The 14,930-nt window shown below is 69.3% G+C and carries 10 protein-coding genes and 1 pseudogene; 5 read left to right on the plus strand and 6 right to left on the minus strand.

Annotated features, from left to right (window positions below):
- Together HUW62_RS15000 and HUW62_RS15005 are read right to left on the minus strand one after the other, a co-directional pair.
- A pseudogene (locus HUW62_RS15000) lies at nucleotides 1-263 on the minus strand (hypothetical protein); the annotation flags it as partial.
- Nucleotides 264-347: 84 nt separating this feature from the next.
- Nucleotides 348-1,913, minus strand: coding sequence for a hypothetical protein (locus HUW62_RS15005; protein WP_176434850.1), 1,566 nt, complete (start codon nucleotides 1,911-1,913; stop codon nucleotides 348-350).
- A 179-nt stretch (nucleotides 1,914-2,092) separates the two neighbouring features.
- Here HUW62_RS15005 and HUW62_RS15010 point away from each other — a divergent pair, with 179 nt between their 5' ends.
- Complete coding sequence (locus HUW62_RS15010; RefSeq protein ID WP_176434851.1) at nucleotides 2,093-2,506, plus strand: metallothionein; 414 nt, start codon at nucleotides 2,093-2,095, stop codon at nucleotides 2,504-2,506.
- A gap of 1 nt (nucleotide 2,507) precedes the next feature.
- On the opposite strand, the gene HUW62_RS15015 is transcribed toward HUW62_RS15010, so the two are convergent.
- The 3 genes from HUW62_RS15015 to nadA all read right to left on the minus strand — a co-directional run bounded on the left by HUW62_RS15015 (nucleotide 2,508) and on the right by nadA (nucleotide 4,968).
- Entirely contained in the window at nucleotides 2,508-3,320 is an 813-nt protein-coding gene (locus HUW62_RS15015; protein WP_176434852.1) for a class I SAM-dependent methyltransferase, read from the minus strand.
- Nucleotides 3,321-3,350: 30 nt separating this feature from the next.
- Nucleotides 3,351-3,953, minus strand: a complete 603-nt coding sequence (locus tag HUW62_RS15020; protein WP_176434853.1) for a hypothetical protein — start codon at nucleotides 3,951-3,953, stop codon at nucleotides 3,351-3,353.
- 82 nt (nucleotides 3,954-4,035) lie between these two features.
- Nucleotides 4,036-4,968: a quinolinate synthase NadA gene (nadA, locus tag HUW62_RS15025; protein WP_163868345.1), complete on the minus strand. Its 933-nt coding sequence runs from the start codon at nucleotides 4,966-4,968 to the stop codon at nucleotides 4,036-4,038.
- 372 nt (nucleotides 4,969-5,340) lie between these two features.
- Between nadA and HUW62_RS15030 the strand changes: the two genes are divergently transcribed.
- From HUW62_RS15030 to HUW62_RS15045, 4 genes are all read left to right on the plus strand, one after another.
- Nucleotides 5,341-7,770: a PilZ domain-containing protein gene (locus HUW62_RS15030; protein ID WP_176434854.1), complete on the plus strand. Its 2,430-nt coding sequence runs from the start codon at nucleotides 5,341-5,343 to the stop codon at nucleotides 7,768-7,770.
- Complete coding sequence (locus HUW62_RS15035; protein WP_368670416.1) at nucleotides 7,767-8,555, plus strand: methyltransferase domain-containing protein; 789 nt, start codon at nucleotides 7,767-7,769, stop codon at nucleotides 8,553-8,555. Before HUW62_RS15030 ends, HUW62_RS15035 begins: the two co-directional genes overlap by 4 nt.
- Nucleotides 8,552-11,485 carry an ATP-binding protein gene (locus HUW62_RS15040; RefSeq protein ID WP_176434855.1) on the plus strand — a complete coding sequence of 978 codons (2,934 nt, stop codon included), beginning with the start codon at nucleotides 8,552-8,554 and terminating at the stop codon, nucleotides 11,483-11,485. Before HUW62_RS15035 ends, HUW62_RS15040 begins: the two co-directional genes overlap by 4 nt.
- A 168-nt stretch (nucleotides 11,486-11,653) precedes the next feature.
- Entirely contained in the window at nucleotides 11,654-13,045 is a 1,392-nt protein-coding gene (locus HUW62_RS15045) for a peptide MFS transporter (RefSeq protein WP_163868347.1), read from the plus strand.
- A 108-nt stretch (nucleotides 13,046-13,153) separates the two neighbouring features.
- On the opposite strand, the gene HUW62_RS15050 is transcribed toward HUW62_RS15045, so the two are convergent.
- Nucleotides 13,154-14,599 (minus strand): POT family MFS transporter, encoded by a 1,446-nt coding sequence (locus HUW62_RS15050; RefSeq protein ID WP_176434856.1) that lies wholly within the window; start codon nucleotides 14,597-14,599, stop codon nucleotides 13,154-13,156.
- Nucleotides 14,600-14,930: the final 331 nt, after the last annotated feature.

Below are 14,930 nucleotides of genomic sequence, written 5' to 3' on the forward strand. Positions count from 1 at the left end.
TTCTTGGCGAGCTTGGCCAGGGGCTTCACGGCGGAGGTGGACAGCGCCTCGGGCAGCGCGGCTTGTCCGTCCAGCACCGCGGCCTCCAGGAGGGCGGCGGCGAGCGGCTCGGGGAGGGCCTCGACGCGGGCGGGTGTGGCGGAGCCCAGGTCCTTCGCGAGGGCCCGCGCGGACTCCACCGCGTCGGCTGGGAAGTCCGACAGCGAGGTGCCTGCGCGCAGCGCATCCAGCAGGGAGCGAGGGTCCAAGGCGGAGGATTTCATCCGGGGACTTCTACTCCGTGATGAAGGCCCCCAGTCATCACCCGCACGGGTGCCCCGCCCACCAGGCCACACTCGCTCGCGACTTCAGCGCCGTCGCACCAGCCAGCTCCGGCCCGACTGTCCCACCACCGACAGCTCGGACTGGAGGCGCGCGCCGAACACCTGCGAGGGGTGGACGCCGCGCACCACGAAGGTGTCGTACCAGGCGCCCTGCGTGTCGAGATTCACGTCCTGGGGGCGCCACTCGGACGGGAAGGTGGGAGGCACCTCTCCCCGATAGCGCAGGGGCGAGTGCGGCGTGGAGGCGAAGGTGAAGTTCGGCACGCCGCCGCGCTCGCGCGCCAGCACCGCCGCCGAGTGGATGAACACCGGGAAGCGCACCACGCGCGAGCCCGGGTCATAGATGAGGCCCATGACGCGGGGCTTCTGCCCGGTGGCGGCGACCAGGCCGTCCCACTCCGCCGCCTCGCGGGAGAACGCCCGGAAGCCCCGGCCCAGCGTGAAGGCCAGCACCAGCGCGCACGCCCCGGCGGCCCACCTCAGGGGCACCCGCCACTCCGGAATCGTCGCGGGCGCGGTGGCCACCAGCAGCGCGGCGGCCAGGTGCGCGTAGCGCGTGTTGAGGTAGTAGACGTAGCCGCGGATGTCGAATGGCAGCAGGAAGTAGAGCGCGAGCGCCAGCACCCCGAGCCCCAGCAGCCGCGCGCGCGCCACCGGACCTTGAGTGCCCACGGGCCCTGGACGCACGCGCGCCGCCACCCAGCCCGCGAGCGCCACCGCGCCCACCGCGTACATCGCCCACCGGTCCGAGCCGTCGCGCAGCGTGTTGGCGAGCACGTCGAACAGCTCCGCGCGGTTCTGCGCGAAGCCCTTCCACCCCAGGTTCTGCGGGGAGAACGTGGGGCCCCACGCCTTCCAGGGCGCGCCGGGCTGGATGTCCGGCGGCTCGCCGAAGCGCAGCACGACCCAGCCGAGGAACAGCGCCACGCCGGGCACCACGCCCAGCAGGGCCGGCAGCCGGGGCCGCAGCCGCGCCATGAGCCCCCGCGCGGTGGAGTCCTCCGGCACCGCCGTGGTGAGCAGCAACCACGGCAGCCCGAAGGCGAGGAACCCGAACGCCTGCACATGGAACAGCAGCACCGCGACGAGACAGCCCGCCAGCGCCCACGCCCAGGTGCGCCTCCGGGGCACGTCCTCCAGCGCTCGCACGAAGAAGCCGCAGCACAGAAACGTCAGCGGCAGGGCCGCGCAGTAGTTGATGAAGCCCCAGCCGAAGCTGTCTCCGTACGCGAAGGGCAGGGCGAGGAGCGAGGGCCACGTCGGCCGCTTGAGCGAACGCAGCAGGAAGCCCAGGCTCAGCGGCAGGCCCACCACGTACGCGGTGAGGAAGACGCGGTTGGCCAGGTCCAGCGGGAGCAGCCAGTTCAGCGCGCTGACCAGGTAGTAGTAGCCGAGGTAGGGCGTCAGCGCGTGTCGCGCCTCGAAGAGCTGGGGATACAGCGTGCTCGGGTCATCCAGCCGATGCAGCACGGAGATGAGGTACAGGTGCTGCGGCAGGTCCACCATGGGCAGGTGGCTCGACACCCAGAGGGGCAGCGCTCCCAGCACCAGGGCGGCGAGTTGAATAAAGCGGGCGTTGGGGTTCGTCACGAGAGGTGCCGGACTGTATGCGCCGCATCCTTGCCCGGCGAGCAACCCACGCGAGGGCTCGGGCCCATCGCGCCGGGTAGACAAAGGTATGGCCGTCGACCTTGGCAGTCGACGGGGGCTGCGCTATAGGCGCCGATGAACGGGAGCCGAGGCCGAGAGTCTCCCGAAGGAGAGCACACATGACACGCAACGCGACGATGGTGGCCGCGGGTCTGCTGGCCAGCGGTCTGCTGCTGCTCGCCCCCCGGGCGGCGAGCGCCTGTGAGGCCCACGCCCAGGCGGCACGGGCGAAGTCCGAGGAGGCCGCGAAGCCCGCCCCCGACACCGCTGCTCCCGAGGCGGCTCCCGCCCCCGAGAAGGCGCGGCCCACGGGTGGCGAGGTGGACCGTCCGCTGGACGCGCTCGACTCGCTGATGGCCGCCAAGTGTCAGTGTGGCAGCAAGGCGGACTGCACCTGCAAGAAGGGCTCGTGCGAGTGCTCCAAGTGCCAGAAGCCCAAGCGGCAGGTGATGGACGCGCTGCGTGGCCGTCCCGCCGAGCTGAAGCTGGACGAGGCGCGCCGCTACGACGCCTCCGCCGGCATCTTCATCTGATTCAGCGGGGCACCTCGGCGGAGCCCTTCTCCGCCTTGAGGACCAGGAGTGGCGGCAGGGCCACGCGCTCGAAGCGCACCAGTCCCGCCGCGCTGGCCGCCGCGCGCAGTGTCGCTTCGGCCCGGGGGTGAAGCCCCACGCGGCGGTGCAGCACCCCGGAGGCGGAGCCCGGGGGCGCGTACGTGCTCGCCACCCAGCGGCCCCCCGGACGCAGCACCCGCGCCACCTCCAGCATCAGCCGGCCCAGGTCCTCCAGGTAGTGGAGCGAGTCGGCCATCAGCACCGCGCCGAGCGTGCCGTCCTGGAAGGGGAGCGCGGGCGCCTGCGCGCGCAGGAAGTCCACCGTCGCGCCCGCCTCGCGCGCCTGGGCCACGCCTTCCTCCAGCATGGCGGGTGACACGTCCTGGCCCACGACGAGGGGAAAGGCCGGCTCCCTCGCCAGCCGCCGCGCCACCAGGCCCGTGCCACAGCCCAAGTCGAGCACCGGCCCCTCGGGCGCGCCCAAGAGGCTGCGATAGAGGAGGTACTCGCTGTCCGTGTCGAGCGGTCGGCGCAAGAGCGCGCGCTGGAGCGCGGGGCGCACATAGCGCTCGTAGGAGCGCGCCACCCAGCGACTCTCCAGGCCGCGCTGGAGTCCTCCGGAGGAAGCGTGCTCCAGGACGAGGTCAGCGACGCCCTCGGCCACCGGATAGCTGGCGCGACACTCCGGGCAGCGAAGGGGCCCGAACATCAGCACCGGCGCGGGCGCCTCCGGACGGAGGGCGCCACGGCGGCAGCGAGGACACCGGAGGAGCTGGACGAGCGCGTGCCGCATGATTTGTCCGCGGCGGTCCCCGGCGGCGACTCAGGCCGAGGGGCCCGGGTCCGCCAACACGCGACGGTCCTCGGCGACCAGGACGGGCCAGCCTCGGGCCATGGCCTCGCGGAAGAACGACGCCAGCTCCTTGCGGCTGTGGTTCACCGCGCCCTGGAAGGGGTCGATGAGGGCTTCCTCACCCAGGCTGCGGGTGGCGTTGAGCTCCACCGGTGTCCCGCACCGCTCACAGCGGATGGACACCTGACGCACCAGGGCCACGGGTACCGCGTACCGGGCGCCGCAGTCGCCGCACTTCCACACCAGCGCGCGCTCACCCGCCTCGCGCCGGGCCAGGCTCTCCAGCTCGTCCGCCAACCTCAAGAGCGCGGGCAAGTCCTGCGGAGGCTGGGCGAAGACCGCGGAAGGACCGAACCCCGTTTCAGGAGCTCCCAGCTTGGGAGGCTTGTCCCCCTGAAGCAGGGAGCGCATGCGGTCCTTGGCGCGGACATCGCGGAACTCGGCGCCCGCCAGGGCGCGCTCCACCGCCTCGTGGACCGGCGGCAGGTCCGGCTCGAGGCGCTCATCTACCGGCAGCGACTGGGGGTGTTCCACCAGCCGGTGCGACGGAACTGCGAGAAATCGGAAGGCCACGGATGGCTCCATTGCACCCCGGCCTTTCCGGCGCAAGACGCGAGTTGGCAAATGTCCGCTGCGACGACAGATAGATTCCGCTCTATCTGGACCACTCCAGCATGCGCTGCAAAGGCGCCCGGGCGGCCTCGCGCAGACCCTCCGGCATGGTCAGCTCCGGCGTCCGGTCCTTCATGCACTTCCAGAGCTTCTCCATCGTGTTGAGCCGCATGTACGGGCACTCGTTGCACGCGCAGCCGTTGTCGGGCGGCGCGGGGATGAAGGTCTTCTGGGGCGCGCCCTTCTTCATCTGATGGAGGATGCCCGCCTCCGTCACGATGATGAACTTCTGCTTCGGGCTCTTGATGACGTACTCCAGGAGCGCCTTGGTGGAGCCGATGAAGTCCGCGTGCCGCAGCACCGACTGTTCGCATTCGGGATGGGCCACGACTTCCGCGTCAGGGTGCTCGACCTTGAGCCCCACCAGCTTCTTCTCGCTGAAGATTTCGTGGACGATGCAGCTGCCCGGCCACAGCACCATGTCCCGGCCCGTCTCCTTCATCACGTGGCGCCCCAGGTGCTGGTCCGGGGCGAAGAGGATCTGCCGCTCCTTGGGCACCTGGTTGACGATACGCACCGCGTTGGAGGACGTGCAGATGACGTCGCTCATCGCCTTCACCGCCGCGGAGCTGTTCACGTAGCTCACCACGAAGGCGCCCGGGTGCTTCTCCTTGAAGACCTTGAAGGCCGCCGGAGGACACCGGTCCGACAACGAACAGCCCGCCTTCAAATCCGGGAGCAGCACCTGCCGCGTCGGATTCAGGATTTTCGCCGTCTCCGCCATGAAGTGCACACCGCAGAAGACGATGACGTCCGCTTCCGTGCGCTCCGCCGCCTGCGCCAACGCGAGGCTGTCCCCGACGAAGTCCGCGACATCCTGGACTTCGCTCTCCTGGTAGTAGTGCGCAAGAATCACAGCGTTCATGGAACGCTTGAGCTCCTGGATTTCCTGCGCGTAATCCACCTCGGTGCCCATGGCACCTCCTTGCCTGGTCGACACTTAACTCGGCCGCCGGGGCCAGGCCACATCGTCGGAAGTCGGCTGCCGGGCGAACGGACGGCTGTCGCTGGCGGGCCCTGGGTCGACTCTGCCACCGTCCCCCTTCGTGCAAGTGCGATGCATGCCCGCATCACCTGACGGCGCGGAGAGGGTAGACTCCGCGCAATCCTCCGGGTCGGCCCGGAGGGAGGCAGTCGCCTTGCTGTCAAGCTTGGACAAGCCACACATTCGGGGTCGAGAACACGCGATCGGCTGGTGGAGAGGGGGCGGCACCGGACCTGTGGCCTTGGGCAGGCAGTTGAAGCTGCCCCTTTTCCATTTGAACGCCTTTCCCGTCGAGGAGAGAGCATGAGTGTCCCCACTCAGGACGTCCTGATTGTGCATCCGAACGAGGGCCGGCGCGCCGCGCTGGCCGAGGTCCTGGGAGTCCACCGTGTCGTGGCGGTGGAGTCCCAGGTGGAAGCCACGCGGAGGATGGAAGCCACCGCGCCCACCCTCATTATCGCCCCACCGGAGAACGCGAGACGTTTCCTGAGACATGTCGACAGGGCGGCCCCGGAGGCCGTGCGCGTCTTCGTGTGCGCGCAGTCGGACCGTCAAGGACTGGAGGAACTCGTGGAGACGGCCGCGGAAGGCCACGTCTTCAACACGCTGGATGACGGGCTGAGCACCACCGAGCTGGGCCGGCGCATCACCAACATCCTCCAACTGCGCGCCTCCGCGCGGGTGACGCCCAACTCGCGCATGGAGGCGGGCTTCCGGCTCCAGGGTCGGGGCTACACCGCGCGCTGTCTGGACGTCGGCAACTTCGGCGCCGCGTTGCAGGTACCCATGGACGCGTCGGTGGGGGCCTTCCTCCCCGGCGCCGTGCTGGATGACCTGCACATCGAACGCGAGGGCCGCTGGGTGCTCCAGTCCCGCCGGGCCCTGGTGCGTCACGTCAGCCCGGTGCGCAACGGCGCGGAGCACGCACTGCGGCTGGGACTGTCCTGGACCGGCGCCCTGGAGGAGACCTCCGCCGCCCCCCTCGCCGTGGTGAGGGACCCCGTGAGCGTGCTGGCCGCGCTGCGCAAGGCGGTGCGCCGCGGCTCGGCCCTGTGGGTGCACTACCCCGACACCCCTTCGGTGCAGTTCATCCTGGATTCGCCCCAGGTGGACCTGGTCGACGGCCGCTCGGTGCTGCGCGGCGCCAACGTCGGCGACTGTCCGGTCTCCGGTGGCGACGTGCTCAACCTCTCCTTCGAGGTGAGCGGGCAGAGCTATCTGGGCGTCACCAGCGTCCTGCACTGCGCGAGGGGCGACGTCACCCTGAGCGTTCCGCGCACGTTGGGCGTGCAGAACCGGCGCGGCCTGCAGCGCTTCCGTCCCGGGCCCGACCACCGCTTCCTCGTGTCCTTCAGCGCGCCCTTCAGCGGCAAGCCGATGACGCGCTCCGTGCTGGACCTGAGCAGCCGCGGCCTGTCCTTCGCGTTCGACGCCTCCTGCGAGGTGCTGCCCGCGGGCTCCCAGCTGGACATGTCGCTGCTGCTGCCCGACGGCAGCGAGGTGCCCTGCCGCGCCGAGGTCCGCTCGGTGGATGGGGTCTCCTCCGGCGAGGGCGCGGAGAACCCGCTGCGGCCCTACCGCTGCGGCGTCCGCTTCCTGGAGGTCCCCGCCACGGTCAGGAGCGCGGTCCACTCCGCCTTCATCTCCGCGCGCAACCAGACGGTGGCGGACGGCGGGCTGTTCGCCTTCCGCGACATCTGGCGGATGATGGAGGCGGCCCACTACGGGTTCCATCCGGACTATCCGTTCGGCGGCGAGGCGAAGTACCTCGACGCGCTGGAGCGGACGCACCATCACCTGTGCGCGTCGGGGGAGCTGGGCAGCTCGCTCGTCTACAACGACGCCGATGGCGTGCAGGGGCACGTCGCGGGTCTGCGCATCCACTCGCGCACGTGGCTGGTGCAGCACCTGGCGGTGCGGCCGGGCTTCCACCGGCAGGACCAGATTGCCCACGAGCTGTCCGCGCTGGCCATCGAGCTGGGCGAGGCCCACGAGGACATCGACTTCATCCGCTTCTCCTGGCGCGAGGACAACCGGTGGCCGAGCCGGCTCGGCACCTGGCTGCTGCGCGTCATGGACAGCCACGGGCTGAGCTGGCTGCGCCACTTCCAGTACATGCGCCTGGAGCTGGACGGCACCGAGCCGCCGGCTCCGACGGAAGCGCTGCCCGCGGTGCGCGAGGCCTCGGACGTGGACTGCGCGCGCCTGGAGTTCTTCCTGCGGGAGAAGGGCGAAGTCGTTCGCGTGCTCGCGGAGGACTTGCAGGCGGACCAGATGCGGCTGGAGGCGCTGTCGTCGCGCTACGCGGCCCACGGACTGCACCGGCTGCGCCGCGTCTTCGTCGTGGACGGGGAGAACGGCCCGCTGGCCATGGCCCTCCAGGAGGAGGGCAGCCCCGGCATCAACCTCATCGAGAAGACCAACTCCTTCTGGTTCGTCGTCCTGGAGCCGGGAAATCCGGGAGAGGGCGCCGCGGTGCGCTCGCTCATCCAGCGTTGTGTGGACCACGCCCGCGAGCACGGGCGCGCAGCCGTGGTGGCGCTCGCGACCGATGAAGACCTGGTGGCGTTGGAGGCGGCGGGCTTCAAGTCCCACGGCCGTTTCTCCGAGTGGTTCTTCCACCGCTCCATGGTGCGCCGGTGGGTGGAGCTGTTCCGCTCCATCTTCGAGCGCGTCCAGCGCACCGGGGGAGAGGCGCGAGCGCGGGGTCGCGCGGCGCGGGTGAAGGCGTGAGCTACATCATGGAGTCGGAGGGGGAGACACGTCGGCTGCTCCTCCAGGAGGAGGTCGACGACGCCCGCGCGTTGCTTCTGGCCACCGGGCTGACGCCGGGGGCGCGGGCGCTGGACGCGGGCTGTGGACCGGGCGGAATCTCGCGGACCATGGCCCGCATCGTCGGCGCGTCGGGCAGCGTCGTCGGCGTGGACATGAGCGAGGTGCGGCTGGCCGAGGCCGTCCAGCGCTGCGCCGGGCTGCCCCAGGCCCGCTTCATGAAGGGCGACATCCGCCGCACGGGGCTGCCCGACGCCTCGTTCGATTACTGCTGGAGTCAGTACGTGCTGGAGTACCTGTCGGACCGGGACGCGGCGCTCGCCGAGCTCATCCGCGTCACCCGGCCGGGAGGCCGCGTCGTGGTGTCCGAAATCGACGGGCAGGGGCTCAACAACTGGCCGCTCCCCGAGGGGCTGGAGGAAGGCGCGCGGTGCTTCGAGCGGGGCCTCGCCTCCCAGGGCTTCGACCTGTTCGTCGGGCGCAAGCTGTTCCAGTCGTTCCGTCAGGCCGGACTGCGCGACGTGCGGGTGCACGTGACGCCGCAGTATGTCATCGCCGGCACGGCGGACGACCGCTTCCTGGCGGACTGGGAGACGCGCTTCGCGGCGCTGGCGCCCGTGGTGACGCCGGCCTTCGGCTCCGAGGCCGCCTATGGTGAGTTCTGCCAGGCGTACCTGCGGATGCTGCGGGATCCGGATACGCTCAAGTATTCGGTGCTCGTCGTCACCGAGGGAGTGCGTGCTTGAGCGAAGGGATAGGGGAAGTCGTGGCGGGCGGGGGGCAGGAGGCGCCCGACAATGCCCCCGAAGTCAGCGTGCGCACGACGTCCACGTTGCTGCTGTACTTCGAGCGCACCTATGGCGTGGAGCGCCTGCAGGCGCTCTGGGCCCGGAACGACATCCCACTGTCGCTCGAGTACCTGCGCACCCACGCCAACTACATCTCGCTGCGCTTCCTGGAGCGGTTCTCCACGCTGCTGATGAAGGAGTCCGGTGACGCGCACTTCATGCGCAACGCCGGGCTCTTCCTGGCCACTCCGGAGGCGATGGGCTTCGCGTACTACCTGCTGCGGGCATTCGGCTCGCCGCGCATGTGCTACCTGAAGACCATCGAGCTGGCGCCCAGCTACAACCGCGTGGGCAGCTTCCACGTGGAGTTCCTGGAGCAGAAGCAGCTCGTCCTCACGTACTCCAGCAAGACTCCGGAGACGAGCCGGAACATCTGCGAGCTGCGCATGGGGCAGTTCGCCTCCATCCCCACCATCTGGGGCCTCTTGCCCGCGGAGGTGCGTGAGTCGGAGTGCCAGGTGCTGGGCGCGCCCACCTGCCGCTATCACCTGGCGTGGGCGGACCCGATGTCGCAGTGGGGACACCACCTGGGCCTCTTGCTGGGCACGGTGAGCGGGCTTGTCGTGGGCGCGCTGGGCTGGGCGCACCCGCTCTTCAGCGTGGCCTCCCTGGCCGCCGCGGGCTTCTCCATGGGCGGCTGGCTGGATGGCCGGCGCGAGCTGAAGCGCAAGGACGAGGCGCTGCGCTCGCAGAACCAGGCCATCATGGGCTCGCTGGTGGAGCTGCAGCAGCGCTACGATGAAATCTTCCGCGCCAACGTGGCCCTCGAGGACCGCGTCACGGAGCGCACCCAGGCCCTCAAGGAGGCCAACGGCAAGCTGGGGGACGCGCTGGTGCGCCAGCAGGAGTTGGACCGCCTCAAGAGCGAGTTCTTCGACAACGTCAGCCACGAGCTGCGCACGCCGCTCACCCTCATCCTGCTGACGCTGGAGTCGCTGGAGCGCCGGGGCGAGGAGAACAACCCGGAGGTGGTCATGCAGCATGTGACCACCATGGAGCGCAGCGCCCAGCGCCTCTTGCGCCTCATCAACAACCTGCTGGACCTGGCGCAGCTCGAGTCGGGCAAGGCGCGCCTGCGCTACCAGCCGCTGGAGCTCAACGGCTTCCTGAGCACCGTGCTGCCGCCGTTCCACGCCATGGCCGACAGGCAGGGCGTGTTCCTGCGCCTGGAGGGGCGCGAGGTGACGCCCGTGGAGGTGGACCACGAGCGCATGGACATCGTCTTCCAGAACCTGCTGTCCAACGCGTTGAAGTTCACCCAGACGGGCGGGGTGACAGTGCGCGTGCTCGAGGACGAGAAGGACGTGCTGGTGGACGTGGAGGACACCGGCCAGGGCATCTCCCAGCAGGACACGCAGGTCATCTTCGACCGCTTCGCGCAGGCGGACAACAGCGGCACGCGGCGCTTCGGCGGCACGGGCATCGGTCTGGCGCTGGTGAAGGAGACGCTGGAGCTGCACTCGGGCGGCATCGCCGTGACGAGCGAGCTGGGCAAGGGCTCCATCTTCCGGGTGCGGCTGCCCAAGGGCCGCGCGCACATCCGCGAGGACCTGCGCGAGCGGCGCCGCGCGGAGATGCCGGTGCGCCGGGATCGCCGCATCTCCGGCTCGTTCCCTTCGCTGGACACGGGCGTGCCGGACAACGGCCGAGCCTCCGTGGTGGCGCCGGCCAGGGACCACGCGGGGCCGGGTCCGGAAGCGCCCCGCATCCTCGTGGTGGAGGACGACGTGGAGATTCGCGGCTTCATCGCCGGCCTGCTCAAGCAGCACTACCGGGTGCTGGAGGCCGTCAACGGCGAGGAGGGCCGCCAGCGCGCGATTGCCGAGCGCCCGGACCTCATCGTCTCCGACGTGATGATGCCGGTGCTGTCCGGCCTCCAGATGCTGGTGGCCCTGCGGGAGCAGACGGCGACGGTGGACATCCCCGTCATCCTGCTCACCGCGCGGCAGGAGGTCTCCGCGAAGGTGGAGGCGCTTGGCACGGGCGCCAACGACTACCTGGGCAAGCCCTTCAGCCCGCGCGAGCTGCTGGCGCGAATCGAGACGCAGCTGCGCCTGCGCGAGGCGGCGGTGCGCTCCGCGGAGAACGAGCGGCTGGCGGCCATCGGCCTGTTGACGTCGGGCTTCGCGCACGAGGTGCGCAACCCGCTCAACGGGCTGATGAACGCGCTGGCGCCGCTGAAGGAGGTGCTCGTGGACAACGCGAACACGCCGGACGCGGAGATGAGCCGCGCCATGGTGGAGGTGATGGAGGAGTGTGGCCAGCGCATCCGCCACCTCGCCGAGTCGCTCCTGTCCTTCACCCGCACCTCCGACACGCCGATGATGCTGTCGCTGGACTCGCTCCTGGACTCCACGCTCGGAGTGCTGACGTGGAAGGTGCCCTCGGGCGTCGTCGTCGAGCGGGCCTACGAGTGCACCGTGCCGGTGCAGGGAGACCCGGGCTCGCTCAACCAGGTGTGGCTCAACCTCTTGGACAACGCCTTGCGCGCGGTGGGCGAGCATGGCCGCGTGCGCGTCGCCACGGCCTGCCAGGGCGATGAGGCCGTCGTCACCATCAGCGACGACGGCGTGGGCATCCGCTCGGAGGACATGGAGCGGCTGTTCCAGCCCTTCTTCTCCACCCGCGCCGCCGGCGAGGGCACGGGGCTGGGGCTGGCCTTGAGCCGCCGCATCATCCTGCGTCACGGCGGACGGATTCAGGTCCACAGCACGCCGGGCAAGGGCACTCAGGTGGAGGTGCACCTGCCTCTTCGGCCCCCGGGCCGCTCCTCGTCCGGCAACGGCGCGGACGGGCAGGGCGAGTCGCGCGTGGGCCGGCTCGGCTGAAGTGCGGGCTTCACCTCACGACGCGCCCTGACGTGAGCAGGGCAACCCAGGGGGCTGGGGAATTCTCGGCCGCCTCTGTTGTCCACTTGCGCACGGCTCTAGCGCTGTCTGCTACAGTCAAGTGCTCTTTCCGTCACACCCGACCACAGAAGCGAAGGAAACCACGGCATGCAAGGAACCGTAGCCGCGGGCGCTGCCCGCCAGGGGCACCCGCGAGGGTTGTATCTCCTGTTCTTCACCGAGATGTGGGAGCGCATGTCGTATTACGGCATGCGAGGCCTGCTCGTCCTCTTCCTCACGAGCAAGGTCAACGGTGGTTTCGGGTGGACCACGGGCGAGGCGCTCAGCCTCTACGGCACGTACACCGGCCTGGTGTACCTGACGCCCATCGTCGGCGGCTTCATCGCGGACAAGTTCATCGGCCAGCGAAAGGCGGTGGTGCTCGGCGGCACGCTGATGATGATCGGCCACCTCGTCCTCGCGCTACCCAACGTGACGATGTTCTACGTGGGCCTGGGCTTCCTGATTGTCGGCAACGGCTTCTTCAAGCCGAACATCTCCACCATGGTGGGTGGGCTGTACGCGCCGGGTGACGGTCGCCGGGATGGTGCCTTCACCATCTTCTACATGGGCATCAACCTGGGCGCCGTGCTGGGCAACTTCATCTGCGGCACCCTGGGCGAGAAGATTGGCTGGCACTGGGGCTTCGGCTCCGCGGGCGTGGGCATGTTCCTGGGCCTCCTCGCGTTCCTCTTCTTCCAGAAGAAGCTCCTGGGCCCGGTGGGCCTGGCGCCGGTGAAGCCGTCGTTGGAGGAGCGCGCCAGTGGCACGGCGGAGAAGAAGGGCTTCAGCCGCGACGAAATCGACCGCATCGTCGTCATCTTCATCATCGCCATCTTCGTCGTCGCGTTCTGGACGGGCTTCGAGCAGGCCGGCGGCCTGATGAACCTCTACACGAACGAGAAGGTCGACCGGAACATGCTGGGCTTCGAGGTGCCCACGACGTGGTTCCAGAACTTCAACTCGGCGTTCATCGTGCTGCTGGCGCCGGTGTTCGCGGGGCTGTGGGGCTGGCTGTCCGCGCGCGGCAAGGACCCGAGCATCCCGGTGAAGATGGGCATGGGGCTCGTCTTCCTGTCCACCGGCTTCCTCTTCATGCTGGGCGCGTCCAACGAGAGCGCGGCGGCGGGCAAGGCGGCGGCGTACTGGGTCATCCTGGCGTACCTGTTCCACACCATGGGCGAGCTGTGCTTGTCGCCGGTGGGCCTGTCCATGGTGACGAAGGTGGCGCCCCAGCGCATCGTCTCCGCGATGATGGGCGTGTGGTTCCTGGCGAACGCGGCGGCCAACAAGCTCTCCGGCGTCATCGGTGGCTACTCGGAGAAGCTGGGCGAGTTCGACGTGTTCCTCTACATCACCATCGGCACCGGCATCTCCGGCGCCATCCTCCTCGTCGTCGCGCCCATCCTGAAGCGGATGATGCACGGCACCGACGAGGTGAAGCCCGCCGCGCCTCCAGGTGAGCAGACCTCGGGCGGCTCGTCGGTGGCCGCGGCCTGAGTCGAAACGACGAGAGGCGCGCTCCTCCACGGGCAGCGCGCCTCTTCGGATGAAGCACCTGACGCCGGAGCTCCTCCAGGATTCGAGGGCTCCGGCGTTGCTCGTTTCTCAGGCCGACCGGGCGGTGATTCCCGCGGCGTTGCGCTCCTCGGTGGGGAGGGGCGCGGACGTCTGGAAGTAGTCGCGCACCACGTAGCGGCGGGCGACCAGCATCATCCCCACGGCGGCGATGAGCGCCATGCCGGCGTAGAAGAAGAACTGCCCGGAGCCGGAGAAGATGTTGAGCGCCGCGGAGATGGCCACCGCCACGTTGGCCAGCGTGTTCGTCACCAGCCACACGCTCTGGATGGTGCCCTTCATCTCCCGGGGCGCCTGCGTGTACGCGAACTCCAGGCCCGTGGTGGACATCAGGATTTCGCCCAGCGTCAGCACGATGTACGGGAGGATCTGCCAGGAGATGTTCAGCACCGTGCCGCTCTCCATCGCCACCTGGAAGAAGCCGGCGATGATGAACGACACCGCGCCGAAGACGAGGCCCAGCGGCATGCGCCTGAGCGGCGTCAGCTCCCACCCGGAGCGCTGGAACAGCGGGTAGACCACCGCCGTCAGCAGGGGGATGAGCAGCATCACCAGCAGCGGGTTGACGAACTGCATCTGGCTCGGCTGGAAGGCAAACCCCAGGATGTTCAGGTCCATGGAGCGCGCCTGCACCACCCACGTGGACGCCTTCTGGTCGAACAGCATCCAGAAGAAGGGGACGAAGGGCAGCATCAGCCCGCTCACCCGGAACACCGCCTTGACGCCCTCCACCGACTCCGAGGGGTGCGCCGTCTTGGCGCCGTCCAGCCAGTGGCCGCCCTGGCCCCGGTTCTTCAGCGCGCTGCCCACCACCTTGAAGAACGAGTGCGGGTTGGCCCCCGTCGGCGGGACGATGACGTAGTGGCGCCGGCCCAACCAGAAGATGATGGTCGCGATGAACATCAACACGCCGGGGATGCCGAACGCGACGGCCGGCCCGAAGTTCTTGAGCAACAGCGGGATGAACAACGACGCGAAGAACGAGCCGAAGTTGATGGTCCAGTAGAAGATGGCGAAGAGCTTCTTCACCAGGTGGCTGTTGGACTCGTTGAACTGGTCTCCGGCCATGGCCGCGACACACGGCTTGATTCCGCCGCTGCCCACCGCAATGAGCGTCAGGCCCGCGAAGAAGCCCGTGGCGTTGTTCTCGAAGAAGGCCAGGAACGCGTGGCCCACGCAGTACACGATGCTCAGCCAGAGGATGGTGCGGTACTTCCCGAAGAAGCGGTCCGCGAGATAGCCACCGATGAGCGGGAAGAAGTACACCCCCGCCATGAAGGTGTGCATCAGGCTCTTGCCCTGCGCCTCGCGCAGCCCTGAGTCGGGCACCGCGTTCTTCAGCAGGTAGTCGATGAGGAACACCGTGAGGATGTTCCGCATCCCGTAGAAGCTGAAGCGCTCACACGCCTCGTTGCCGATGATGAACGGTATCTGCGGCGGGAACTTGTTGTTCTGCGTGGCGGGACTCTCAGCCATGAGACGGGGTGCTCCCTGGTGGAGAAAGGTGGGGGCTCCAAGATGACAAGGGGCCCAACCCTACCCAACGCGGAGCCCGGACTCCACCGAAGCCCCTCATGACGCACCCTCACGTCGACGGCCGGCGGCCCGCTCCCCCGCGACAGGGGCGGCCTCCGGACGGCCTCGCGGTCCGCCTGCCTTCACCCGGTGCGGGCTCCCAGCCTGCTCGCCACCGCGCAACCGCACCGGAAATCTCTTGTCTGCCCAACGCCGCGTTCCGGTGGCGGTGCGTGTTTATTGATACACCTTAAGCGGCCTGCGCTGGTTTGACAGGAATTGATGGGGGCCT

Origin of the sequence: Myxococcus sp. AM011, assembly GCF_013372595.1 — a bacterium.
GTDB classification, from domain to species: Bacteria; Myxococcota; Myxococcia; order Myxococcales; family Myxococcaceae; genus Myxococcus; species Myxococcus eversor.